The organism is bacterium (assembly GCA_040755755.1).
GTDB lineage: Bacteria > SZUA-182 > SZUA-182 > DTGQ01 > DTGQ01 > DTGQ01.
Genome location: JBFLZW010000013.1, coordinates 87163 through 112352, shown reverse-complemented (window position 1 = coordinate 112352; position 25190 = coordinate 87163). Strand labels below are relative to the sequence as shown.

Annotated in this window: 25 protein-coding genes; 14 read left to right on the top strand and 11 right to left on the bottom strand. The window is 50.6% G+C overall.

What is annotated here, in order from left to right:
• Nucleotides 1–552 precede the first annotated feature (552 nt).
• From AB1611_05010 to AB1611_04990, 5 genes are all read left to right on the top strand, one after another.
• Nucleotides 553–1578 (top strand): 4Fe-4S dicluster domain-containing protein, encoded by a 1026-nt coding sequence (locus tag AB1611_05010; protein ID MEW6378949.1) that lies wholly within the window; start codon nucleotides 553–555, stop codon nucleotides 1576–1578.
• A gap of 1 nt (nucleotide 1579) precedes the next feature.
• A complete protein-coding gene (locus AB1611_05005) occupies nucleotides 1580–2464 on the top strand; it encodes an FAD/NAD(P)-binding protein (GenBank protein MEW6378948.1) in 885 nt (294 codons plus the stop codon).
• Complete coding sequence (locus tag AB1611_05000) at nucleotides 2465–3211, top strand: NADH:ubiquinone oxidoreductase (protein ID MEW6378947.1); 747 nt, start codon at nucleotides 2465–2467, stop codon at nucleotides 3209–3211.
• A gap of 5 nt (nucleotides 3212–3216) precedes the next feature.
• The gene (locus AB1611_04995) at nucleotides 3217–4536 is read left to right on the top strand and encodes a Ni/Fe hydrogenase subunit alpha (GenBank protein ID MEW6378946.1); all 1320 of its coding nucleotides are present in this window, start codon (nucleotides 3217–3219) and stop codon (nucleotides 4534–4536) included.
• Nucleotides 4537–4658: 122 nt separating this feature from the next.
• Nucleotides 4659–5117, top strand: coding sequence for a hydrogenase maturation protease (locus tag AB1611_04990; protein MEW6378945.1), 459 nt, complete (start codon nucleotides 4659–4661; stop codon nucleotides 5115–5117).
• Nucleotides 5118–5303: 186 nt separating this feature from the next.
• Here the strand turns inward: AB1611_04990 and AB1611_04985 are convergent, their stop codons facing one another.
• The 3 genes from AB1611_04985 to pyrF form a co-directional block, all read right to left on the bottom strand.
• Nucleotides 5304–6257, bottom strand: coding sequence for a hypothetical protein (locus AB1611_04985; GenBank protein ID MEW6378944.1), 954 nt, complete (start codon nucleotides 6255–6257; stop codon nucleotides 5304–5306).
• Nucleotides 6258–7826: 1569 nt separating this feature from the next.
• Nucleotides 7827–9158, bottom strand: coding sequence for a chorismate synthase (locus tag AB1611_04980; protein MEW6378943.1), 1332 nt, complete (start codon nucleotides 9156–9158; stop codon nucleotides 7827–7829).
• Nucleotides 9159–9280: 122 nt separating this feature from the next.
• Nucleotides 9281–10024, bottom strand: a complete 744-nt coding sequence (gene pyrF / locus AB1611_04975) for an orotidine-5'-phosphate decarboxylase (GenBank protein MEW6378942.1) — start codon at nucleotides 10022–10024, stop codon at nucleotides 9281–9283.
• An 815-nt stretch (nucleotides 10025–10839) separates the two neighbouring features.
• Between pyrF and AB1611_04970 the strand changes: the two genes are divergently transcribed.
• Nucleotides 10840–11070 carry a hypothetical protein gene (locus AB1611_04970; GenBank protein ID MEW6378941.1) on the top strand — a complete coding sequence of 77 codons (231 nt, stop codon included), beginning with the start codon at nucleotides 10840–10842 and terminating at the stop codon, nucleotides 11068–11070.
• 350 nt (nucleotides 11071–11420) lie between these two features.
• On the opposite strand, the gene AB1611_04965 is transcribed toward AB1611_04970, so the two are convergent.
• The 5 genes from AB1611_04965 to AB1611_04945 form a co-directional block, all read right to left on the bottom strand.
• Nucleotides 11421–11723, bottom strand: a complete 303-nt coding sequence (locus AB1611_04965; GenBank protein MEW6378940.1) for a hypothetical protein — start codon at nucleotides 11721–11723, stop codon at nucleotides 11421–11423.
• On the bottom strand, nucleotides 11720–11908 hold the full coding sequence (locus AB1611_04960) for a helix-turn-helix domain-containing protein (GenBank protein MEW6378939.1): 189 nt from the start codon (nucleotides 11906–11908) through the stop codon (nucleotides 11720–11722). The genes AB1611_04965 and AB1611_04960 overlap by 4 nt, the downstream gene beginning before the upstream one ends.
• 253 nt (nucleotides 11909–12161) lie before the next feature.
• Entirely contained in the window at nucleotides 12162–12578 is a 417-nt protein-coding gene (locus tag AB1611_04955; GenBank protein ID MEW6378938.1) for a DUF3102 domain-containing protein, read from the bottom strand.
• 151 nt (nucleotides 12579–12729) lie between these two features.
• On the bottom strand, nucleotides 12730–13833 hold the full coding sequence (locus tag AB1611_04950) for a cohesin domain-containing protein (protein MEW6378937.1): 1104 nt from the start codon (nucleotides 13831–13833) through the stop codon (nucleotides 12730–12732).
• Between the two features lie 167 nt (nucleotides 13834–14000).
• Nucleotides 14001–14927 (bottom strand): hypothetical protein, encoded by a 927-nt coding sequence (locus tag AB1611_04945; protein MEW6378936.1) that lies wholly within the window; start codon nucleotides 14925–14927, stop codon nucleotides 14001–14003.
• Between the two features lie 185 nt (nucleotides 14928–15112).
• Here AB1611_04945 and AB1611_04940 point away from each other — a divergent pair, with 185 nt between their 5' ends.
• The 7 genes from AB1611_04940 (at nucleotide 15113) to AB1611_04910 (ending at nucleotide 22702) form a co-directional block, all read left to right on the top strand.
• Nucleotides 15113–15268: a hypothetical protein gene (locus tag AB1611_04940; GenBank protein MEW6378935.1), complete on the top strand. Its 156-nt coding sequence runs from the start codon at nucleotides 15113–15115 to the stop codon at nucleotides 15266–15268.
• 341 nt (nucleotides 15269–15609) lie between these two features.
• Nucleotides 15610–16674, top strand: coding sequence for a radical SAM protein (locus AB1611_04935; GenBank protein MEW6378934.1), 1065 nt, complete (start codon nucleotides 15610–15612; stop codon nucleotides 16672–16674).
• Nucleotides 16675–16677: 3 nt separating this feature from the next.
• On the top strand, nucleotides 16678–19362 hold the full coding sequence (locus AB1611_04930; GenBank protein ID MEW6378933.1) for a TIGR03960 family B12-binding radical SAM protein: 2685 nt from the start codon (nucleotides 16678–16680) through the stop codon (nucleotides 19360–19362).
• 309 nt (nucleotides 19363–19671) lie between these two features.
• Nucleotides 19672–20034 carry a response regulator gene (locus AB1611_04925; protein ID MEW6378932.1) on the top strand — a complete coding sequence of 121 codons (363 nt, stop codon included), beginning with the start codon at nucleotides 19672–19674 and terminating at the stop codon, nucleotides 20032–20034.
• A gap of 325 nt (nucleotides 20035–20359) precedes the next feature.
• Nucleotides 20360–21157, top strand: a complete 798-nt coding sequence (locus AB1611_04920; GenBank protein ID MEW6378931.1) for a 2-amino-3,7-dideoxy-D-threo-hept-6-ulosonate synthase — start codon at nucleotides 20360–20362, stop codon at nucleotides 21155–21157.
• Entirely contained in the window at nucleotides 21157–22149 is a 993-nt protein-coding gene (locus AB1611_04915) for a 3-dehydroquinate synthase II (GenBank protein MEW6378930.1), read from the top strand. The genes AB1611_04920 and AB1611_04915 overlap by 1 nt, the downstream gene beginning before the upstream one ends.
• A 31-nt stretch (nucleotides 22150–22180) precedes the next feature.
• A complete protein-coding gene (locus AB1611_04910) occupies nucleotides 22181–22702 on the top strand; it encodes a DUF4911 domain-containing protein (GenBank protein MEW6378929.1) in 522 nt (173 codons plus the stop codon).
• Nucleotides 22703–22753: 51 nt separating this feature from the next.
• Here the strand turns inward: AB1611_04910 and AB1611_04905 are convergent, their stop codons facing one another.
• The gene (locus AB1611_04905) at nucleotides 22754–23080 is read right to left on the bottom strand and encodes a TRL-like family protein (protein MEW6378928.1); all 327 of its coding nucleotides are present in this window, start codon (nucleotides 23078–23080) and stop codon (nucleotides 22754–22756) included.
• 322 nt (nucleotides 23081–23402) lie between these two features.
• Complete coding sequence (locus tag AB1611_04900) at nucleotides 23403–23831, bottom strand: hypothetical protein (GenBank protein ID MEW6378927.1); 429 nt, start codon at nucleotides 23829–23831, stop codon at nucleotides 23403–23405.
• Nucleotides 23832–23950: 119 nt separating this feature from the next.
• Between AB1611_04900 and AB1611_04895 the strand changes: the two genes are divergently transcribed.
• Nucleotides 23951–24649, top strand: coding sequence for a CAAX prenyl protease-related protein (locus tag AB1611_04895; protein ID MEW6378926.1), 699 nt, complete (start codon nucleotides 23951–23953; stop codon nucleotides 24647–24649).
• Between the two features lie 262 nt (nucleotides 24650–24911).
• Here AB1611_04895 and AB1611_04890 read toward each other — a convergent pair whose 3' ends face one another.
• Nucleotides 24912–25139 carry a hypothetical protein gene (locus tag AB1611_04890; GenBank protein MEW6378925.1) on the bottom strand — a complete coding sequence of 76 codons (228 nt, stop codon included), beginning with the start codon at nucleotides 25137–25139 and terminating at the stop codon, nucleotides 24912–24914.
• Between the last annotated feature and the right edge of the window lie 51 nt (nucleotides 25140–25190).

The following is a 25190-nucleotide window of genomic DNA, read 5'->3' as shown; positions in this document are numbered from 1 at the left end:
TAGGTTGACATTAGGGACAGTTTGATTTACAGTTATAAGCGTGTTCCGAGAAATATATGATTCCTGCCAGGTGGTGTAAGAGTAAGGGTCGATGGTTTCTCGGAAATTTTTTTTAGGAAGGCATAAATTTTTAGGAAGGCATAAATTATTGAGAAGGATAATTACCTGAGCAGGGCAAAATTGATTTGCCCCTATGCTTTATATCGACCACTTCTGATCGTCTCTTCATCTGGAGAGAATAAACCACTCCTCCTTGGTTTTGGTATATACCAATATTACCACAGGTTTTTTGGATAGCCCGTCATCCCTTCTGCTCATGAGAAAAAGGATGATGGGAGGAGCGCGGTATATATAACGCGATATGATAAATAGAAGTCAGCGGAGAGGTAGTTAGCAGGCAATCTTGGCATTTTTTCTTCAAGCCAGGTTGTTTCCTGGGCATGGATGGGAACAACTTTGAAGCATCTTTAAACATCATTAACCATAGGTGGTGAATTGAAAGTACCGCAACGAAATTCATTATCACCGGTCACCGAAGGGAGAAAGGGGAATATGCGACTGCTTTTTCTACAAAGAGACGAACTGGGGCCATTTGTTCAGAATCTCATTGCCTCGCAGGAAGTGGTGGGTCCAAAGGCCAAAAAGAATCGGTTTGTGTTCGACAAGATCGAGAGCCCTGCTGAATTGCGGTTGGATTTTGATACGACCATCCTCCCTCCCAAGAAGTATTTTTTTCAGCCTCAGCAGGACCTGGTCAAATTCTCTCCCGAAGGGTTTCAGGGGTGTATAGAACCGAGGCCAAGGATCCTTTTCGGTGTGCATCCGTATGACATCAAGGCCATTTCCATGCTGGACCATCTGTTCAGCGAGGGGAAAAAGGACTGGAATTACCTGGCTAACCGTCATTCAACCACCATTGTAGGCATCAATGTCCATCAGGTCTTCAAAACCGCCTTCTTCGAAAGCATAGGAGCCAGCATCGTTACCACGGGGTATGATCTGTTCCTGACCGATATCGGGGAAGAAGGGTTTGTGGTTGAGGTAGCCACCGAAAAAGGGGAAGCTCTGCTTACTCAGGGGAAATTTTCTCAGGCTGCGCCTCAACAGGTGGAAATGCATAAGGAAATCCTGTACGGGCAAACCGATCGATGTTCCCAGAAGCTGCTTCACCTGTCGGAAGAAGTTGCCGAAAAGGTAAACCATTCCTTTCACCACCCGATTTGGGAAGAGATGGCTGGCCGCTGTTTCTCCTGCGGAGCCTGTAATCTGGTTTGTCCAACCTGCTACTGTTTTGATGTCCAGGATGTCTGGAATCTCGATCAGGTATCGGGAACCCGGTTTCGGACCTGGGATGGCTGTCTGACCGAGGATTTTGCCAAAGTTACCGTGCAGGGTGGTACGGAAAACTTCCGGGAGGACCGTTCTTCCCGGTACCGTCACCGGATCATGCGCAAGGCTGTTTATCTGAATTCAAAATTAGGGGGACCTGCCTGTGTAGGATGCGGCCGCTGCGCTGCAGCCTGTCCGGCAGATCTGGCCAACCCGGTGCCTGTCCTCAATAAAATTATGGAGGGATAGTATGAGTCACCCTTATTATACTGATGATAAGGAAGATAAATTAATTACCGAAGAAGCTGTTCGGGAAGGGGAAAATATATTTTTGCCAAAACCGGCCAGAATACTTCAGGTTCAGCCAATGGCCAGAACCGAGAAACAGTTTCGCCTCGCCTTTACGGATGGCACTTCGATAGCCCACCAGCCTGGCCAGATTGTCGAGGCATCCCTGTTCGGTTTCGGCGAAATTCCGCTGGGAATCGCCTCTTCCCCCACCCGGGAAGGGTATTTTGACCTGGTGATTCGAAAAGCCGGACGCGTTTCCACTGCCCTGTGGAACCTGAACGAGGGCGATACCATGTACATTCGAGGCCCCCTGGGAACAGGCTTTCCGGTGGAGGAATTCAAAGGCCATAATGTGCTGATAGTCGCCGGAGGAATCGGTTTATGCCCTACCAGAAGCATGATTGAATACATCGAGGACCGGAGGGAAGAGTTTGGCCGATTTGTCCTGTTTTTCGGTGCCCGCTCCCCGAAGGACCAGCTTTTCCTGGATGATCTGGCCCGATGGAGGGATGGGAGCGAGTGGATCGAGTATCATGAGACCGTGGATCAGGGGAGCCCTGACTGGAAAGGGAATGTAGGAGTAATCACCACCCTGTTTGCTCAAACCAGCATCAGCGAAGATTACCGGGTGATTATCTGCGGTCCGCCGATCATGTACAAATTTGTTATCAAGGAACTGCAAAAACTGGCTGTTCCGGATTCTCATATCTATGTTGACCTGGAGCGGAGAATGAAATGCGGAGTGGGAAAATGTGGTCATTGCCAGATCAATGGCCTCTATGTCTGCACCGATGGGCCGGTTTTCAACTATGCCAGGATTAAAAATCTGGAGGAGGCGTTCTAAATGAGTATACCAAAGGTCGCCTTTTTTGACTTCACCAGTTGCGAAGGATGCCAGGTGGAAATTGCCAATTTCGATCAGGATTTATTGAAGCTGCTTCAGGCGGTGGAGGTTGTGGAGTTTCGGGAGATCATGAAAGAAACCTGCTCCGCACCTTTGGACATTGCCTTCGTGGAGGGGAGCTTTTCCCGGGAAAAGGACCGCGCCCGGCTGCAAAAGATCCGCCAGCGGGCCAATCTGGTGGTTGCCTATGGTTCCTGCGCGGCCACGGGCGGAATCAATGCCCTGAAGAATCATAAGCCCGATTATAAATACAAGGTGGAGGTGTACGGTGCGGATGCGACCCTGCCTCACCTCGAAACCCAGAAAGCCCTGCCTATTTCAGCGGCCATTCCGGTGGATCTGGCGATTCCCGGCTGTCCGGTCGACCGGGCGGAATTCGTCCGGCTGGTTTCGGACCTGCTGCATGGCAAGGCACCGACTATTCCGAACTATCCGGTCTGCGTGGAATGTAAAAAGAAGGAAAACATCTGCCGCTACGAGCTTCAGGATACCTGTCTTGGCGTGGTGGCCAGGGCAGGCTGTGGTGCTCTCTGTCCAACCAACGGCATCCCCTGCGAGGCCTGCCGGGGCTTTGTGGATAACCCGAATGTGGATTCCCTGGTAGAGCTGCTGATCAAGACGGGAATGCAGCCCGCTTACGCCGCGGCCAAAGCCCGGATGTTTACCGCGAATCTGGTGGAGGAGTAACTTCTATGGCACAAAAAATCAATATCAATTTACAGCATGTCACCCGGGTCGAGGGCCATGGAAACATCGTCGTCAATGCCACCAACGGCAAACTTGAGCGGTGTGAATGGCAGGTGCCCGAAGCTCCGAGATTCTTCGAATCCATGGTCCGGGGACGGCATTTTTCGGAGATCGCCCGTATTACTTCCCGTATCTGCGGCATCTGCTCGGTAGGTCATCAACTGGCTTCAATCAAAGCCACGGAAAAGGCGCTCGGCATCACTGTCTCCGAGCAGACCGAGAAACTGCGGCGGCTCCTGAAGCATGGTGAAAATTTCGATTCTCACATTCTCCATGTCTATTTTCTCGTTGCTCCTGATCTTCTGGGGGTTCCCTCGGTCATGCCTCTGGCAGAATCCCATCCGGAAGTAGTCAAACGGGCCCTGGCCATGAAGGGATTGGGAAGCCGCTGGTCAAGCATCATATGCGGCAGATCCACGCATCCGGTCAGGATTGTCCCCGGAGGCTTCTCTTCCCTGGTCACGGAGGCTGAGCTGATCGAGCTGAAAAAAAGTATTTTGAATATCGTTCCGGACGTGGAAGCGACTGTCAAGACCCTTCAGGCAGTGGTCGATAAGGTTCCGCATTTTGAGCGGAAAACAGAGTATGTAGGTCTGGTGGACACGGTAGAGTATGGCCTGTACGACGGACAGATTGGATGCCTTATGCCTGATGGTCAAAAGACCCTGATCGATGTGGAGGACTACCGCTCGGTAACCAACGAATGGGTCAGCCCGCTGTCCACAGCTAAATATACCCGGCATCACATGGACTCCTACATGGTTGGGGCCCTGGCCAGGATCAATCTCAATTTTCAGCAATTGCACCCGGAAGCTCAGAGAATGGCTCAGGAACTGGGATTTTCCGTCCCCTGTTATAATCCCTACCTGAACACTATAGCCCAGTTCATCGAGGCTGTCCATTCCGCCTTTACCGGGCTGGAGCTTATTGACAGCCTGCTGGCTGCCGGCATGCGGGATGAGGAGTTACCGGTCATCACGCCGAGAGCCGGCCGCGGAGTGGGAGCTGTGGATGTACCGAGGGGTATTCTTTTCCACGACTATGAATACGATGATGCAGGCCTGTGCACCTCGGCCAACTGCATTATTCCGACCAACCAGAACCATGCCAATATCCAGGGCGATATGGACAAGCTGGTGCCGGAGATGATGCGGGCCAATAAGAGCCAGCCGGAGATGGAACTGCACCTGGAGATGCTCGTTCGGGCTTATGACCCCTGTATTTCCTGCTCAACGCATTATCTGGACGTAACCTTTGTGAAGTAGGTGGAGTGTATCATTCATATCCTCCTCACGTTGCCCTCTCCCCCGTGGGGGAGAGGGCCAGGGTGTGAGGGGGGTGATTTAACAACCATCACTGCCATGAGGAGAGAGAGGGAGAAACAAATATGGGTAAAAAAATCGCTATCGGTATCGGCAACTATCTGATGCAGGATGACGGCGTGGGACCAAAAGTAATCGAGCAGATCTGCCTGCGGGAACTGGACCAGGACTTTGAGGCCGAGGATATTTCCACCGATGGTCTACGGCTGTTCAGGCACTTTAATTATGAAACAGAAAAAATTGTAATTATCGACTCCGCCTTCATGGGGCAAAAGCCTGGCACGGTGATGGTGTTTTCTCCGGACCAGCTTCAAACCCAAAGAAATTGCCAGCCAATAAGCACTCATGAGGGTGATATCCTCAACTTGATCAATCTCGGCAAAACGCTCAACCTTCCCATCCCGGAAATTAAAATTGTGGCGGTAGAACCGGACCGGGTGGATATCGGTGATGAGCTTTCCTCCTGTCTGAAAGGCAAAATGGATGAAGTGATCCGGCAGGTGGTTCAGGAGATGTCCTGTTAGTGGTCAGTGGTCAGTGGTCAGTGGTCAGTAAAAAATCAGAAAAATTCAAAACTTCCAACTGATAACTTCCATTAAAAATGCCCTGGGGGGCAGACCGGATTCGGTCTGTCCCCCAGGGCTTTTCAGGTTAGCAAGCTTCCCTCTGGTACGTGATGAGGGTTAAAGGTGAATCGATAGTCTCTATTTTTAGATAATAGCACTCGGTGCAAGGAATGGTACTCCAAATGGTCCGACTACCGTAGGTGGTACAGGTACAGCTGGAGCAAAGGTTGGCCCGATAATCATGGTCGTAGCGAGCGGAGAAACGGTTGGAGCGACAGTAGGCACGAAGGTCGGAGTAGCGGTTGGGCCGATGATCATTGTTGTTGCGAGCGGAGAAACGGTTGGGGTAAAAGTAGGCGCAAAGGTCGGAGTAAAGGTCGGGCCGATGATCATGGTCGTAGCGAGCGGAGAAACTGTCGGAGTGAAAGTCGGGGCAAAGGTCGGGGCAACTGTTGGGGTAGCTGTTGGCGTAACCGGAGGTACAAAGGTCGGGGCAAAGGTCGGAGTAAAGGTCGGTCCGATAATCATCGTGGTTGCAAGTGGAGAAAAAGTCGGTGCAAACGTAGGTGCAAAGGTTGGAGCAACTACTGGTGCAACCGGCGCAACAGCGGCTCCAAAGAACGGGACGGTCATCAGGTAAGCGAAAATGGCTGCATTCGCCAATGGCGTGGTGCTGGTGAGCCAGGAAGAAGCCGTCGGGGGCAGAAGCTCATAACCCGCAGGTAAAGTCAGGGGCAAAGGAAGTCCGGCTGCATCTTGCAGATAGGGTGCTGGCCAGAGATTTACGCCATTGACTGGATCATAATACGCCATGCCAAGCGGAGTATTGTACAGCAACCAGGGATTAGCTGCGGACGGGTCCCAGGTCAGGCCGGGCTGTACAGGTAAAACCGTACTCGGAGCCAGCGAGGATACGACCGGAGTTGGCAGGCCGGTAGCAGGATCAACGGGAGACAGGGTAGGAGACCACAATGGCCACAGGGTGTTGTATGGGGGCAGGGCCATCCAGTTTTGAGCCTGAGCGATAGGTGAATAAGCGAGAAGCAAGGCAACTAAACTGACCAAAAGGGCGTAAGTGAATCTCTTCGCGATAATCATGGTAAAAACTTCCTCCGTACTCTTTCGATAAAACTTTCAATATGGATGTTTCAGATGCTAATCATAATGATGAAAAAACGATAACCCCGAGCAATAACCGTAACTTGAGCAATAACCTTCTCCACTGCTTTTCAGTCTTTCTCTTCCGGTGAATATTTCACCTCCTTTCTTTGGAAGCCTTTGCTCTTCAGACTGGAACAGGCCGCTTTCCCAATAAACATCCCCACATTCCTCATGTCCAGACTTATAGATCCTGAAAGCATTCCTGTCCATCAAAGAGCCGTTTATAGAATTCAACTCCTTAAGACACACTTCTTTCATTCTCTGGGCTACAGCAGAGCTTAAGCCCTTGAAAGTAAATATGTTATTTGGTACTACCTTTTAGGGATCTCTGCGGTCAATCCTCAACGCAGTTCGATGTGCTCTTTATCTCAGGAAGTATTGCAAAGCAGGAAGAGGAGCTGCCGAATTACATTCATGCTGAGCTTATCGATCCACCTATCCGTGGGCTCATGAATCCCTGGGGCAATCCTGCCCTTTCAAGCGCCTGTTATCCTATTTAATTGCTGGGGTGGGATAGGAATTCAAGCGCCTTGAGACAGACCATGAAGCACACCTGGATACGAGAATGACCACTTGTCGCGGATGGAACCTGCAAGATATTCTGATAGATGCTTTTTGAACTCTACAGCGACTGTCGTTTTTCCTCCCGGTTAAAATTGACTGCCTGCGGCTATTTAACTTTAATCTCTCTCATCTCTCAAATCTCTCTCATTCTGCCGGGGCTTCTTGTCCTTCTCTCCATAAGGGCAAGGACCCTGATCGATAAAGCAGAATCACTATCTTTATAGGCAACTTTTATGCCTGATGCCGATGCCTGTCTCTGCAGGTCTCAGAGTTGTCATGAATTTTAAGACATGACCGGGCGTGTCAGGGACTGATTTTTAGTTCAGGGAAGTTGACTGGAACATTCGGCTCGTGATACGAGCTCGTAAAAACAATGATAGTTTGAGAACCGGACAATGCCGTAATCAGGAAGATACCTGGATGAACAGGAATTTTGAAGCTGTTGGGTGATCATAGCCGCTATGGGGGGACTCATACTTTATATGGAGTGGCTGAAAAGGTACTTCTTGGATAACTGCTCAGGCACAAAGGCACAGAGAGACAAAGGCACAAAGGGCCTGAGTAGTTGTTTTCCCAGCCCTCAAGTTTTTTCTCTTCAAAGGTTGCCAAAACATGATGGAAACCTGAGGGCTGGAAAGATATAACATCACCTTGCATATCGTGTTACAACCTTTAATTAACCTCCCGCCATACAGCAGTGAACACTTTTCGGCACAGTACGTCCAAATGCCCTACACCCTTTGACATTTTTTAACAATAACCCGCTCTATTGGACGCTCATATATGGTAGCCATCACACTGTTTGGATCTGATGCCTTCAGCGAAGTGAAAATCCTAGAGAGGGGAAAAATATTACTGTGTTGTCTTACCAATATGAGCGACTCTAGTTAAAACCATCGCCGTTTAACGCTCTTAACTGAAATTGGTCTTCAATACTTAACTTCATGTCCGGTTTTTGGCTATCAGGGTTTGATAGCCGTAGTGGGCGATTAAAAGGTCAAGAAGCACGAGCGCCGTATAGCTTTCCGCTACCGGCCAGAGTCGTCCGACTACCGTAGGATCGCGCCGCGTAATCGCGGCCAGGGTACGATTCTCCATCGTATACTTATCAATCGTTTGCTGTGCCTTGTCAATAGTGGGCGTAGGTTTGACCGCCAGTCGTACCACGATCGGCTGACCGGTAGCCAGCCCTCCGGTAATACCTCCGGCATTATTCGTCATAAAGGCAACCTGACCATTTTCCACCTGCATGGCATCGTTACACTGGCTGCCGGTCATATCCTTGACCATGAACCCGGCCCCGACCTCCACACCCTTGACTGCACCGAGGCCGAGCATTCTGCCAAGCTCTGCATCCAGTTTGTTAAAAACAGGCTCTCCAAGGCCAATCGGCACGCCCGTAGCCACTGTCTCGATGATACCACCCGATGAATCACCAGTTTCCGTTATCCGCTGGCATGCCTCCAGCATTTCCTCTGCTGCCTCAAGGTCAGGGCAATTGATGACGGGATGCACCCCGTATTTCTCCTTGACCTTGTCCGGCACAAATTCCGGACCACGGGCCCGGATATCATCGATTTCACGCTCGATCTCAGCCATAATCCTCATCTTTTCAAGAAAGCGCATCTCCATCGTTATCCGGTTATTAACATAAATCTCTTGAAAAAAGGGGTCAAAATCCTGGCGCATTTTCTTGAATGCCCGGCTACGGCTAAGTGCCTGGGTATACTCGACCTCGCTACAGCGGACACCAGCCAGCTCTTTGATGTAGGAAAATATCTCTATGCCGCAGTTACTCAGGACCTTCTTGGCAATAGAACCCGCGGCCACAATAGGTGCAGTATAGCGACCGCTGAACAGGCCCGCACCAATGGCGTCATCATCAGGTCCATATTTTATGAACGAAGCATATGAGGCATGACCCGGCCTTGGGGTGCGGTTGGTATCCTGATATTGCTTGATATGAATAAAATGTCGATCGAGATTGGGAATCAGGATAGTTATGGGGGTGCCGTTCGTATGGTTCCGATTACCGGCGTTTTCGACCGTATCTGCAGCATTGAGTCCGGTGTAGAGGACTGGAAGATCAGGCTCTTTTCGCGGTGAGGCAAGCTCATCGCTGCCCGGTTTCCTGAGCAAAAGGTCAGCGTAAATTTCTTTCTCGGTGAGCAGTAGACCCGGTGGCGTCCCCTGTACTACGGCAACCAGGCCCTCCTGATAAGAGCCACCAGCTATAGTAACCTGAAAGAATTTTCCTAAATGACATCCAAGCATAATTATTTTCTCCCTTCTTTATATTCCTTCTCAAATTTAACTATCGCTTCACTAACTTCTGCTTCTAACTGCCCCCTGGTCTTTTTCATTGTTCCCGGATCGACTTCCTCCTATTGAAGGATTTATCCAAAAGCCTTCGCAATCTGGGCCTGCATTGTTTCGACCACTGCCACCGGATTGTCCGCCTGTCGAATAGGCCTTCCGACGACAACATGATCTGCACCGGCCAGAAAAGCCCCCGTCAGGTCAACAGTTCTTTTCTGGTCATCCACCCGGTTTTGGACCGGCCTCACACCCGGCACAACAATCAGAAAATTTTGGCCAAGATCGCTCCTCAGCCGCGGGGCCTCCAGGCCGGATGAGACCACGCCGTCACATCCAAGGGCGAGAGCACGTCTGGCCCGGCTCAGGACAAGCTCCTCGACAGAGCAGTTGAAGCCAAGATCCTGCAAGTCTGCCTGATCCAGACTGGTCAGAACCGTGACCGCCAGGATATTCAGCTCATGGCTGGCCGGAGCAATGTCGTGCCTGGCCTCGACCGCAGCCCGTAAAATGGCATCGTTACCGTGAACCGTAGTAAAGGAAATACCATGCCCTTTCAGTTGCCTGAAAGCTGAAGCCACGGTCTGGGGAACATCGAAAAATTTCAGATCCACCATGACTTCAAGATCCTGCTGCACGATCCAGTCAACGATATTGAACCATCCTGCCAGAAAGAGCTGCAATCCTACTTTATAAAATTTAATCTGATCCTTCAATTTTGATACCCACTCCTGTGCCTCCTGCGGAGATTCCACATCCAGAGCAAAGATGAGACGCTTGTTGAGGGGAATCGGTTTTGGATTTGCTGGTATTTGCGATGCCATGGTTCTCCTTTTGCTTAATCTGGTTTCATAACGCAGAGAACTCCCAATAATCAGCGGGAGTTGCACCCACTCAATCCCTCCCCCTGAGGTCAATGTCATTAACATTCAAGGGCAGGCATTGAGCGCAGGGCAACCTCTTTTTCTCCTCGCTCCTGAAGGACAACGCTCTTAAGTTAAGCCCGGCTGTTCTCAAAAGCGGATGTATTGAGCCATCCGCAAGAAAAATGACTATCTGCGGGGTATGCTGATAATTGCGAATTCCCTTGACGATTCTACGAAAATCGCCCCCTATTGGCAAGTAAATTCTCTTTATTTCGTAACAACTCAGGCACAAAGGGGCAAAGAATATACCATGCATGCTGAACGTGGGCTTCGGACTGGTCAAATCTCTGATTGATGCCTGAAAAAATTATACCAGTAGTTCTCCGTGCGGCACATTACCGATAGATAGGGCAAGAAAGATATTGGCCGTCAGTGTTATAGGCTTTGTGAAAATCTTATCAGGGAGGAAACTTTCTGGTAAGATTCCTGCCTGAAGGGGCAGGTAAACAGAGTCTACAATACTGGCGGTTTTTTTGTTTTCTGCGTACATAACATGCATTAAAATCCGCGACCAGTTAGGCTCGACAAAGAGATGGCGTGCGGTATTTGGTGGGGCAAAAAAGCAGCCCCACCCTCCATGTGCTCTCCGTTAGCGACTATCGAATACAGGTGCTCGCTGCCTTTCTCTGAGGGATAGCCCTCCTCCACTCCCTTACCCCCCTTTGGGGGGGGAGAGGGAGTGGCAGAGAGCCTCCGCCACAGGGGATCCCTGTGTGGCAGGTGAGGGGGGCCATTATTTAACCGGCCGCGTAATTCCCGCGCTATGTACTAAGTCTGATTCTGCTCTCGGTTTCTGGATCGGAGGAGGAATTTACTGGACTATTAGCAAAATCTTTAATCTTGGATTACAGATCCGCTATTCCAAGGCTGAAGTAACGATTTTTGAGGAGGATGTAGAAGCCGGAGGACTCCATTATGGATTTTTGTCCGGAGTACATTTTTAACCCCAGACAATAACCGCACCGACCAGAGGCCTCCCAGAGGAAAACGAACCGACCATAAGACCGACCGCAATGTACGAAATCCCCCGCCGAGATCCCGTCAGCCTCATAGGGTACGAATCTGATTCCTGCCCTTGAATGAATCCACGATCACCCCGCCACACTTCACCAGCGCCTCAGAAATCGCTCGAAATGCATGGATAAGGCAATTTTGTAAGGTGATTGAAGCAAGGGAAAAGGGGAGATGGAATGTTTTTTTGATGAGATAATGACTTAACCGGCATGGTAGCGCCTCAATAAGCCATGTACCGGCCAGGTCTCGGCAAGGTGTCGCTATCACCTTCCGGGACCGACTACTTAAGAAGTGTAAGTATGGTGATAATTACCCCTGTGTAGGCAATCAAAAGACCGGCAAACCATTTGACAATACCTGATTTTGCTTTTTCCACTTCCAGCCTGACCGATTCAATCTCCTTGGTCAGTTTAAGCTCGGTTTCTCGGATATCACCTTTTACTTCCTTGATATCCTCTTTCGTCGCCAACTCCCGCTTGTGCTCGGATATCAGGGTTTCAATATCCCGTACCGCTGCTTGAGCTTTTTCCTTGCCGAAGGTTCCTGAGAAAATATCAAAGAGCTCTATTGCCTCGATGCTCATCTTGTAGCCACCTTTGCTTCTTTCTCCCTGACATCTTCGGTGAGTTCTTTTTTGATAAATCGGTATACGTTTCCTACTCGTAAGGCCCTAACTTTGTTTTCTTTGACCAATTTAAGCAAAGTCTTTTCTGTTATTTTCAGATACGCCGCCGCTTCCTTCATAGTTAAAATTTCTTGATTATCCATTTTATTACCTCATGTTCGATAGTGTTCTATAATTTTCTATTATTTTACTCATAAAGTCGTTTACCAGTCAAGCAAAAAATTCACCATCCCGAATCACCCTCCAATTTTTGCCAAAGAAGTAATAGGCAGGATCACGCGCGGGATTGAGCAGCTTCCGTTGCCAAAGCACCAGAAGAAGAGCAAAAGGCCAGAGAATACGAACAACTGAAGAGGATTGAAGCGGAGAGGGCGAAGAGAAGACAGAAAGAGCATGCTAGGACTGCTCCTGGAAAATCAAAATCACTTGTGGAAAATTTTCCACCAGTGATACAGCAACAATCTCCCTCTCAACCAGCTCCCGCAACCCGCCCCTGTCCCGACCGAGCATCAGGCCCGATTCGGCAAGGGTAAGCGCTTCCTCGCGGGCTTCGTCTGGGATGGAAGGTGCTGCAAGTGCATAAAGAGCGGATGGATAAAAATCAACAATTTGTTGATTTTGACCAAAGGTTTCAGCAACATTCATAAACCGTTTTGCACTTTGCAATGACCAGTTAAATTCACTCTTTAGCCACGGAATAAAATTCCCATGCCCCAACCTTTCCTTCACCTCAATCAGTCTTTGCCCGATTTCGATAATCCCTTGCGCGGTCTGCCTGACCAGCACGCGTATTTCCGCCGTCTTAGCCTGCACGAAAGACCGCGTATCCTAAGTACACGGCACGGGAATTACGCGGCCGGTTTGGTTCAACGACGCCCCCCTCACCCCAGCCCTCTCCCCCCAAAGGGGGGCGAGGGAGTGAAGGGGCGGCTTTAACTGGCCGCGGATTTAACGCGCTGTGTACTTAGAACGACCAGGAAGTCAGGTAAGGATATGATCCGAATCCGCTGGCCCCGAACCCGCTAAGACCGAACGTCGAGGGGAAAGAGCCCGTCACGGGAGAAGTAAAACCATAGCTGAAGGAAGAGGGGATCCCATAGCTCATGGGAGAAGTATAACCGTATCCTGAAGTTAGACCAAAACCTATCGGATTAGTCACTCCAAAACCAAAGGGAGAGGCAAAGCCCGAACTCCACGGAGTTGAGAAACCGGAACTCAATGGGTTAGTGAAACCAACACCAAAGGGAGATGAGGTAAGCCCATAGCCTACCGGAGAAGAGAATCCGTAACTGACCGGAGTGCCAAAACTATAGCCAGCCTGAGCCCCGTAGCCATAGCCGGAACCAGTCGGTGTGCCATATACAGGGGCTCCGTAGCCATAGCCGGTACTGGCCGGTGTGCCATACACAGGAGTGCCATACCCATAGCCAGTGCCAGTCGGTGTGCCATAAACAGGACTGCCGTAGCCATAGCCAGTACCAGGCATCGGTGTGCCATAACCATATCCATATGGCACGGTGGAACCAGAACCGCCTGTGCTGCCTGTGCTGCCTGTGCTGCTTTGTCCTCCTGGATTCGAGGAGGATTGGGGAATAAGCTGTCCATTGGCGGTGGCCCAGCCTGCCAGATCGTCGATGAGATTGGTGAGTTGCAGGGGGCTGGTTTTACAGGTGAGGACTCTAAAAGTCAATTCTACGACGGACCCGCTGGCTCCCTGGGCTATGCCGGTTGCGGTATCCAACCCGCCAACCTGCAACGTGCCATTCGAGGGTCTGCTGACTTCTAAAAGAGTAAATCCTGCCGTCAGGGTCCCTCTTGCATATCCCACATATTCAAGGGCACTTGCATCATAGCTGATCTTAAAGCCCATGCTGTTTACCGGCTGAGGGGCATTGACGATGGAAACCGTAAAAGTTATTTCATTTCCGGTGAGGGGGCAATTCTGTTCGCTGATCATCAGTCCACCGTTTGCAGCCAGTGCAGAAGTGGTAACAACCATAAAAATCAGGGCCATACTTACCAGCCCGCCGATAGAGAGGAGAAGGCGTGTTCTTTGCTTGTTTTTCATAATTTATTAACCTCGTCTTACCTACTTGCCTATTAAAGTATTAAGATACTAATTTGTTACTGATTTTATGGTGGGGCGCATGCCCCACCACATAAGAAACGGTTCCTCACTTTCTCCCTGCTCATAAAATCAGCAGGAAGGAGGCTGAAAATTTAATCCTTCCATTATCACAACCACGGACTACCGTACGTATAACCGTATTGGTTTACCGAGCCGTAAGGAAGAAACGTTCCCGGAGCGCCGAAGGAAGAGCCCCAGGAAGTGGAGGCAGCAGCGCTTGCCCTTGGGGTAAAGGTCGGGTTTGCGGTGCCTAATCCGGTCATATAGCCTGCAACTCCCAGATCATTGATGGCATTGGCGTAGGGCATCGGGTTACCTCCTGGAGCTCCGGAAGATACTGGCTGAGAGGTAGTAATAACGGTTGTCCCGGCGGGAGATGTTACAATGGTGTCAGGGGTAGTGACCACCGGCTGATTTATTCCCCAGTTCATCGCATGATGCCCGCTCATCATGTGTCCCTGATCCTGGCGGTATATGTCGCCGCTTCCGCTCATGCCGTAGTTGTTCATGCCGGTATTACTCATACCGTACGTGCCGCTCGTTGTCTGGGTCAGGGCTGGCATGCTGAATGTGGTGCCATAGGCGTTGCCGAACACATTGTTCTGGCCCCAGGAAGGCACTGCCGATGTACCAGACTGGCCCCCCCATGTTCCCAATCCCGTACCCAATCCGCTGAACATAGCCGCCGTGTTGGTGGTGGGAACAAAGGTTGTTGTGGGAATGGTGTAGCCAGATCCGTATCCTGGGCCAATGCCTGCCGCCCCATAGCCATAGCTCATGGCATAACCGGCGGGATTATAGCCGGTCGTCACGACGGGAACACCATAGCCGGCTCCATAATTGGCACCAAAGCCGCCATAGCCCATACTGCTCATGACCATCCCGCCACCCATACCGCCCATTCCACCGCCACCGCCTCCCGCAAGGGCGGGGAGCGTGCGGGTGAAAAAAATCACCGCTGCCAGAGACAGGGATAGAGAAAGGACTTTTGTCAATCTTTCTGAAGTGTACTTGCTGCCGTTCATGTGTTTCATGTGCTTGCCTCCTGAACCTTAGTTTGATGATTAATGTTTTGCTGCCTGATTTGAGGTGAAAACGGTATTCATGCAGGGAGAACTCCTGAATGAAATCAAAAAGTTATGACCATTGACACACCCCCCTTTCGTAAACCAGTCCGATAAGGGCATCTATGCCTGTCCCGTGATTTTTCCAGTCTGGCATGGAAAAGAACAAAAAGATCGGGTTTTATGAGGGTGAGAGCCCGAAGGCTTTTCAATGTCCGGTCGAGAGTATCAGCCAGGGAGAAAACAGAAGGTTAGAGGGAAAACTGGCAGCATTACCTGCAGGAGACGGCTTTGGAGATATTGAGAGATAGAAGAGAATATGTACGTACTGTAAAAGCTACTGGACTCAAACACGATCTTTTCCAATGCGACCTTATCAGGCCTGTCATAGCTACTCTCTTTAGACGGAAAAGTACCCTCATCCTTACGTTTGCGTTCCGGTCGAAAAGGGAGAAGTCGGGGTAACTACGCAGGTAGATAGACTGGAGGCATTCAGGCTGTAGGTTGTTAGTTGAAAAGCCTGAGCAGGAAAACCAGGAGTGGGTTGCCTGAAAGGTAATTTAATGGTATCATAAGTTCCTGCGATTCAGATTTCACTATAAAGCGTCTGAAATGCCAGGAAATTACCATCACCTTATTCGGGGAAATACATATGTTGAATCAAAAGATTGACAGTACGCTTCGGCTTATTGCCTGGGAGTTTACCCGGAAATGCAACCTCAACTGCCTCCACTGCCGGGGGTCGGCCACTCATGATGTCTCGTCGGAAGAATTGAGTTTATCGGAAAGCCGCTCCTTTATCGACAGCATGGCGGACTTCAAAGAGCCGCCGATTTTAATCTTCAGCGGCGGGGAACCGCTCAGCCGGGAGGATTCATTCGAGGTCATTGAATACGCATCCTACCGGGGCTTACGGGTGGTTCTGGCTACAAACGCGACCCTGGTCGATCATGACAGGGCCAGAACGCTGAAAAAAATTGGCGTCCAGAGGGTCAGTATCAGCCTTGACGGGGCCAGCGAGGAGAGCCACGACAGTTTCCGGGGGCTGCCGGGGGCCTATCGGGGGGCTCTGGACGGGATCGAGGAGATGAGGAGGGTAGAGCTTCCCTTCCAGATCAACACCACCATTACCCGGAGGAACCTTGAAGAGATCGGGGCCATTGCGGATCTGGCGATAAAATTAAAGGCCCAGGCACTGCATATCTTCCTTCTGGTCCCGACAGGCCGGGGGAAAAGCCTGGAGGGGGATGAAATTTCAGCCGTGGAATATGAAAAGGTGCTGCGCTGGTTTTATGAATTCGGGCAGCAGTATCCCATTCAGGTCAAAGCGACCTGCGCTCCCCATTATTACCGGATTGTCCATCAGTTATCCGGCAAACTGCCTGCATCTCATGCCGCGCGGGGGCTTTCCGCTTACAGCCGGGGGTGTCTGGGAGGGACGGGATTTTGCTTCGTCTCCTATAAAGGAGAGGTCTGTCCCTGCGGCTATCTGCCTGTCGTGGCCGGAAACATCCGCGATCAGCGCCTGAGCCGGATATGGGCCGAGTCACCCCTCTTTCTGGACCTGAGAAACCCCGACAAGCTGCACGGGAAGTGCGGCCGCTGCGAGTACCGCTGGATATGCGGTGGCTGCCGGGCGCGTGCCTATCAGGCCTCGGATGATTATCTGGCCGAGGAGCCGATGTGCATCTATCAGCCCCGGAAAGAGAAGTCATAGCCGATGGATAGGATAAACTCTTTTTCAAACTTCCTGCTGCAGGTTACCAAGCCTGCCCGTTACCTGGGAAGCGAGGTTAACTCCATCCACAAGGACTGGAATCAGGTCCGGTTCCGCATGGCTCTGGCCTATCCCGATCTCTACGAAGTCGGCATGTCCAACCTGGCTATCAAGATCCTGTACGGCATCCTGAATAACCGGCCCGATACGCTCGCCGAGCGGGTATTCAACCCCTGGCCCGATGCAGAGCACAAAATGCGGGACAACGGCATCAGCCTCTATGCCCTGGAATCCGGAAAACCCGTGCGGCAGTTCGATGCGCTCGGTTTCACCCTGCCGTATGAACTCTGCTACACCAATATCCTGAACATGCTCAGCCTGGCTGGAATTCCCTTCCTCGCTTCGGAGCGTGATACATCCTTCCCCCTGATTATCGGCGGCGGGCCGGGAGCTTTCAACCCTGAGCCGCTGGCAGACTTTTTCGACCTGTTCGTCCTGGGGGATGGTGAAGAGGTGATCCTGGAGATCGCTGACCTTTCCATCAAGGCCAGGGAGGAAGACTGGCCGCGATCGATGCTGCTCGACAGAATGGCCAGGCTCCCCGGGGTATATGTCCCCTCCCATTACCGGGTAGAGTATCATGCCGATGGCACTATTCGGAGGATTTCTCACCAGGGTGAGCAGCCTCTGGAACACGGGCCGGTACCCGTCCGGCGGATCGAAAAGAGAGTGGTCTCTGATCTTGACCGGGTTTTTTATCCCGCACGGCCGGTGGTCCCGTTCATCGAGGCTGTCCATGACCGTTTTGCCCTGGAAATTGCCAGAGGGTGCAGCAGGGGGTGCCGCTTTTGCCAGGCCGGATATATTTACCGTCCAGTCCGCGAACGTTCACCGGAAAACCTGCTGGCCCTGGCCAGGGAATCCATCCGCTCGACTGGGTATGAAGAGCTTTCTCTGGTGTCCCTAAGCTCCAGTGATTACAGCCTTCTCGAACCATTGCTGGGCCTTTTGCGCCCGGATTGCCAGGCCCATATGGTGGCTTTTTCGCTTCCCTCGCTGAGGCCGGGAACGATCAGCCCTTCCCTGATTTCCTCGATCAAGGAGGTCCGAAAGACCGGCTTTACCATTGCTCCCGAAGCCGGCACCCAGAGGCTGCGTGACGTTATCAATAAGGGGATCACCGACCAGGATATCTTCTCGACTGCCCGCCTGATCTTTGAGCAGGGCTGGGACCTCTTAAAGCTTTATTTCATGATCGGCCTTCCAACCGAGCGGCCTGAAGACATTGACGGAATCGTGACTACCTGCCGGGAGATACTGAAACTGGGGAGAAAATGGAATAAAGAGCGGCGGATCAATATCAATCTGACGATCTCGCCCTTTGTGCCCAAGCCCCATACACCCTTTCAGCGAATGCCGCAGGAGCCCATGGAGCTTTTGCGGGAGAAAGAGAAAACCATCTCTCAGCAGTTGAACAGCCGAAACTTCAAGGTGAAGTGCCGGGACCCGCAGGTAAGCTGCCTCGAGGCGGCGCTTTCCCGCGCAGATCGTCGCCTGAGCCGGGTCCTCGTCCGGGCATGGGAGCTTGGCTCCCGCTTCGACCAGTGGACCGAGCAGTTCAATTTCTCCCTCTGGGAGCAGGCCTTTGCCGAAAATCACCTCGACATGGCCTTCTACGCTCAGCGGTCCATAGGGGAAAAAGAGCTTCTGCCCTGGGAGCACCTGGGCTCAAAGGCAGCCTCACGCTTTTTGGCACACGAGGCAGATAAAGCCCTTCGGGAAGAATTGACTGCCGACTGCCGGGCCAGCCACTGCCACGGATGCGGAGCCTGCCAGAGCCGGGGAATTGCCATACCCGCGCTCCCCACGGCCCTGGCCAGCCGGGAAAATCCGGAAGGACTTTCCCGCAGTCCGGAGCCGATGTCACCGGGAAAAGATAGTACCGGGAAAAAGGCCTGCCAGATTCGAGGGAAATTCATCAAGACTGGTCCGGCTGTTTACATGTCGCATTTAGATCTGATGCGGGTATTTTTTCGTGCCATCCGGCGGGCTGATCTTCCGATAACCTTCAGCCAGGGGTTTCATCCCCATCCGCAGATTTCCTTTGGTCTCCCCTTGCCGGTAGGGGTAGAGGGCCTGGGCGAATACACCGATTTTGTTTTCCATAAGCCGGTAGAGCCGGAAGAGTTCCTGATTAGGATCAATGAGCAGTTGCCCGAAGGAATAAGAATGCTGCACGCCCGGCGCATTCCATTGCAGGCCCGCTCCCTCTCCGCCCTGATCAACCGGGCCATCTATCAGGTCCAGGTTCCTGATCGGACCTGGAAGGATGGCAACGGGGGTATCGATCACCAGGAGCACATCGCCCGGTTTTTAGCCAGGGATGAAATCTGGGTACAAAAGAACAGAAAGAACCTCGAAAATGACGAAGATCCTGATTTAAAAAAAATGGTCAATATCCGGCCGCTGATTTTTGACCTTACTTTCAGGAAAGATTCCCCCAAGGAACAGCCAAAGAGCTTGCGGATGTTTCTCTCCGCCGGACAGGAGAATGTAGACCCTGTTCTGGTATTGGAGTCTCTCTACGAGGGATTGATCAATCCGCCAAGGGGCTCCCTGAAAATCACCCGTGAAAGTCTTTGCGCCTTTCTCTCTGACCGGCTCTGGGATCTCATCGACATCAGTTGAAGGTAGCCTGGTTTTTAGCCCATCGGATGTTTTTTTGATTGATATTCGGATTCGGCAGGGCGGTCTATTGACTTGGTTCACTCAGGTTGATAATATTAAAATTTAGCATGATAATTGATACCTCCATAAGAGATTCGACCATAAGATATTCGGGAGAACGGTTTTACACCCAAGTAACAATGGTGAGATTTCCGAAGAGAAACTGTAAGGAATTTATTGATGAGTTGATTCTCGGGGCAGCTCTTTTTTATCCAGGAGCTCAACACACAGTATGCATAAGAGAATATTGATACTTGCAGGTGGAACAGGATGGAAAAGAACCGGATACTGGTAGTTGATGATAACATAAACATGTGCATTACGTTGCAGGATATCCTCTTGGATGATGGCTATGATGTGATGATTTCAGACAACGGACAGGAGGCCCTGGCCTTGATCGAGCAACAAGAGCCCCACCTGATTATTACTGACATGAGAATGCCGATTATCGACGGTCTGGAATTGCTGCAAATCGTTAAAGGCAAGTATCCCAAAATCGAAATTATCATTATGACTGCTTTGGGCGAGGTGGATTCCTATCTCAAGGCTATGAGGATAGGTGCCTTCGAGTATATCACCAAGCCTATTAACCCGAAGATATTGAAAAGTATCATCTCGAAGATTTTGAAATAAAGCCTCCGGCAGATGGCATGGATCAAACAAAAAACCCATTCCTGAGAGAATGGGTTTTTCTGTTTAAGCTTTCTAAAGGAATTAAGTTAAAGTTAATAATAATAGAATATAAAATAATACTCTGAATTACCTTCATGAAGATAATCAGTTCTCTTATCACCATACCAGACGATGTTCAGGTAAATTCCCTTATGCTGCCTGAGAGATTTTTTAGTGGTCACTGACCACTCTCTTCTGGCTCCTCAAGAAGAGAATATCCATTGACAAGGGATATTCTTTCCAATAGAATAACTTCAGCCAAATACTTTCAAAAGGGGGTTAATGTATGGTTGGTAAACAAATTCGTTTAGAAAGAATCATGAATCGGAATTCCAAAAGAACGGTCATTGTGCCCATGGATCATGGGATCACGCTGGGTCCCATTCCCGGTCTTATTGACGCCAAAAAGGCTGTAGATTCGGTGGCTGCCGGAGGCGCCAATGCCATTATTATCCACAAAGGGCTGGTGGCTGCCGGGCACCGCGGGGGAGGAAAAGATGTCGGGTTGATTGTCCATCTTTCAGCCAGCACCGTTCTTTCTCCGGATCCCAATGCCAAGGTTTTAGTCTGTACCGTGGAGGAGGCTATCCGTTCTGGGGCTGATGCGGTCTCCATCCATGTCAATATCGGCTCGGACGATGAAAAATCCATGCTCAAGGACCTGGGAGATACAGCCAAAAAGGCCCAGCAGTGGGGATTGCCTCTGGTAGCCATGATGTATACGCGGGGGCCGAAGATCAAAAATGAATACGATCCCGCCGTGGTTAAGCACGCCGCCAGGATTGGTGCCGAACTGGGAGCCGATATCATCAAGGTGGCCTATACCGGCAGCGCCGAGTCCTTCGCCGATGTGGTCAGGGGGTGCTTTGTGCCGGTGGTTATTGCCGGCGGAGAGAAGATGGAAACCGACCGCCAGGTTCTTGAAATGGTTCAGGGGTCTCTGGAAGCAGGGGGGGCCGGGGTGTCCATCGGCCGCAATGCCTTCCAGCACCCGAAACCGGAGCAGATTGTCAGGGCCATCAGCAACATGGTCCACGAGGGGTGGAAGGTGGAGGAAGCTCTGAAACTGGTGGAGGCAAGTTAATGAAAAAGGTCTGGGTGCGGGCTATTCCCTGGAATAAGTCGATTGTCACTACTGCCCTTGAGAGCGGAGCGGACGCTGTCATGGTGGATCAGGAATATACGGAAAAGGTCAGGCAATTGGGGCTGATTCAGACTATCAGTGCCAACGGTGACCTGCGGCTGGGGGAAGAGGTTGTCGAGTGGGAAATCAAGGGCAAGAAGGATGAGGAAGAAATTGTCAGGCTGGCCAGGGATAAAATGGTCATTGTGCGGACCAGTGACTGGACCATCATCCCCCTGGAAAACATCATTGCCCAGACTGAAGGGCTGATCGCCGAAGTTTCCGGCAGTCAGGAAGCTGAAACCGCGCTGGGAATACTGGAAAAGGGAGTGGATGGAGTGCTGATCAATTCCCAGGACCCTGGTGAAGTTAAAAAAGCCATTGCCGTGGCCAAAAGAACACGGCAGAGCATGCCCCTGAAAATTGCCAGGATTCTGGAAGTCTCCCCCTGCGGCATGGGAGACCGGGTGTGCATCGATACCTGCACCATGATGACGGAAGGGCAGGGCATGCTGGTGGGAAACAGCAGCCGGGCCCTCTTTCTGGTCCACTCGGAAACCGTCGTCAATCCCTATGTCGAGCCCCGGCCCTTTCGGGTTAATGCCGGACCGGTTCATGCCTATGTCTTTCTGGCTGATAACAAGACCAAATACCTCTCTGAGCTGAAGGCGGGAGATTCGATCCTGATTGTGGACTATCAGGGAAAGACCGAATCAGCCATTGTCGGCAGGACCAAAATCGAGCGCCGGCCCCTCCTTTTCATCCAGGCTGAGCTGGAGGGCGAGGTCCTGACCACAATCCTGCAAAACGCCGAAACTATCCGGCTGACCCAGCCTGACGGTCATCCGGTATCGGTCGTTGACCTTCGGCCCGGATCCGAGGTCCTGGTTTATATCGAGGAAGCAGGCCGCCATTTCGGGATGAAGATCAAGGAAACAATCATCGAAAAGTAGGCAGGAGGTGGTAAGACAGCTAAAAAGGCTTATGCACATCGTTGGTAGAGTGCTTCGAGTATATCCAGGCAGCGGCAGCAGCCGGATTGCGGTTGAGCTTCAGGAGGACCTGGCTGTCGGTGAGGCCGTTCGGTTTATCTTCTCAGGGGAGAACCAGGCCGAAGAGCAGCAGGCAGCCCGGCAAATGATAATCACCCGCATGGAGAGCGAAGAAGGACAGAGAATCTACCGGGCAGGCAGGGGGGAGCAAGTTGTCCTCTTTTCCGATGTTCCTGTCCAGCCCTCAGATACGGTTGAAAAAGTTCAGCCGCAAGAGGGGTGCCTGCGTATTGTAGCCCTCATCAAACCTGCCGATATTTGCTTCTTAAACGGCCTGATGGAAGGTCATGGTGACATAGCTGTCCTTCGGACACTGGACGGCTCCCTGGGGCTCGTGGAACTGCTGGCCTCTGCCTCCTACCAGGAGGAGATGCATGAGCTTCTCCTCTCCCTCCGGCAGAAAGAGATGTTTCTGGAGATCAAGGCCGTGATCCACGGGGCAACCTCACTGTAAAGAACGTGGTCAGGGAGCACCCGAATTACTTCGTGGCTCCTGGGAACCGGTTTATTCTCCCGTAACGGTAGTGGTAAAGCGTGTATAAATCCCCAAGATATTGCACGAGTCACAATCAACGGTCATAATTTTAGTAATCCCGCCATTTCTCGCTGCTGCTTCTATGCCGGAATCTCCGCTGGCAACAAGGCCCAGGATAGTCGTGGATACGGCTTTGCCGGTCTTAGGACCGGGATTGGTCGAGACTACGGTAATAGGCCCTTTGACATCATTCACAACCAGGCCCAGAACAGGAGAATGGATGGGCATATAACCGAAAACCAGGAGAACCATCATCCCCAGTCCGACAAGAAATGGTAAAATCTTTTCCCAACGCATTCTTTAACCCTCCTTCCATTATCCTCAAAGGGCAAAAAACCTTTTTGCCCCCCTCTCAATATAAGACATGAATCTTATCGCCAGAAAGAGGTTTTTTTCGCTACTTTCCTCCCGACAGGCTGCTCGTGAATAAAAGATGGAAATCCCCCCATCCCCCGATGAACAAACTAGGCAGTGTATGCAAGGCCTCAGTGGTAAACGGGTTTCCATAGCCACCGATAAAGAAAATTCTCTGCATCACTTGAACCTGGCTGTAGCCAAGAGCCTCTTCTGAAATTTCTCGATAATTATTCCAAACTCCTTTGAGTCATGCCTATTACCCTCAAACACATCGAAATACAAGGGGATATGATCCTTCCTCGTGCAAAAGAGTGCATAGTCGATCTGCCGTAGAGTTGGAAAACCAGTTCCACATGGAACGTTTGCTTACCGGTTCACCCCCCCGATTAACCGCAGCCAGAATTAAATAAAAGCCAATGCTTAATCCTTGCCGACGTTTTGACAAGACCTGGTTAAAAATTTCTATTGTTTTCAACTCCTGAGCTATGCTAAAGTAAGCAGGAGGCCAACCAAGTTCAAATATTTCCGCATACTGTGGCTTCTCTTGGGTACCATCTATCGCGGCTATGATTTTTGATAAAGGACCAAGGTATTTTTGCCATTTACGACGAGATTTTCCTTCTCTCCATTCTCTTTCTTCAGCATAGTAGCAGGTGATCCCTTTTATTTTTTTATGAGTCATATAAGCCACAATGTTATTCTCCTCAGTTCCTTCCCCTTGAGGGGGGATGTTAGGCGGGGGTGAATAAAATCAAGAGAGTCCTTTAAGCACAGGAATATTTTCCAAGCCAGAAAGAAACAGGAAACCACATGCCAACTAAACCGGATAACAAGCTGTCCATTTACCCTCCTTATATTTTGCCTTATTTCGCTTTCCTGGGAATTATCACTCTTGCCGGTAATTTTTCCAATGGCCTTTATTATGGTACTTTTATCGCTTACCCTGTCACCGCCGTGCTCCTGTGGGTCTATCGGGATAAATACCAGGAGGTGAAAGGGGCGAGGATCACTTTTCCCGATTTTCTCCTGGCACTCCTGGTAGGTCTTGTTGGAATTGTCATCTGGATTTTACCCTACCATTATATTGCCGGATTTACTGCAACAGATGGCATATTTGGTCTGGTGGGAGGATCGAGAAAAGGGGTTGATCTCAGCTCATTGGGAGAGAGCAGCAAGATACTTTTTTTTCTCGTCCGCTTTGTTGGTTCTGTCGTTATCGTACCCATTTTTGAGGAACTATTCATCCGCTCGTTTCTCTGGCGCTATATTATCAATCCTGACATTGAGCGGGTTACTGTAGGCATGTACACGGCCTTTGCCTTTTGGGGATCAGCCATATTATTCGCACTATCGCATAACGAATGGATAGTAGCCCTGATCTATGCCCTGCTTCTAAACTCTTTTCTGGTCATGAAAAAGGATTTACGGCTCTGCATGATAGCTCATGGCATCTCCAATGCCGTTTTGGTCGTATACGTCTGCATGAGCGGAAAGTGGTTTTTATGGTAATATCGTAACTATTCTCTTCCCTCCTGATCCGACCCTTTTCCTGCTTTGGCAAATTGTTATGGCGGTGTTATTATGTATATGCCTAAGTAATACTCCAGAAAGGAGCAAATATATGAAAAGGACAACTATTATGTTGCCTTCGGAGTTAAAGACGAAAGCGATTCAAAAAGCTAATCAGAAGGGGATATCCCTTGGTGAGCTTATCCGTGAATCCTTGGAGGTGATATTAAATAATCCGGAGGGGTATTTTAAGGATGATCCCCTATTTGCTGATGATGCTGTCTTCCATGACCAGGGCCCTGAAGATCTCGCCCGAAATCATGACCATTATCTTTTGCTGGTCATCCTCCGTTCCGGCCAAGAGGAAGAACTCATGGCTATTGATCTTTTTGAAAAATATGCAGACCAGGGAGTCAGCTTTACTGACTGCCTGTCCTTTGTCCTTATGGACAAAAGGAAGCTCAAGCGAGTATTTTCTTTCGATCAGCATTTTGAGCGAGCTGGATTTACCTTGTGCCCTTAAAATCGCTCCTAATCTATT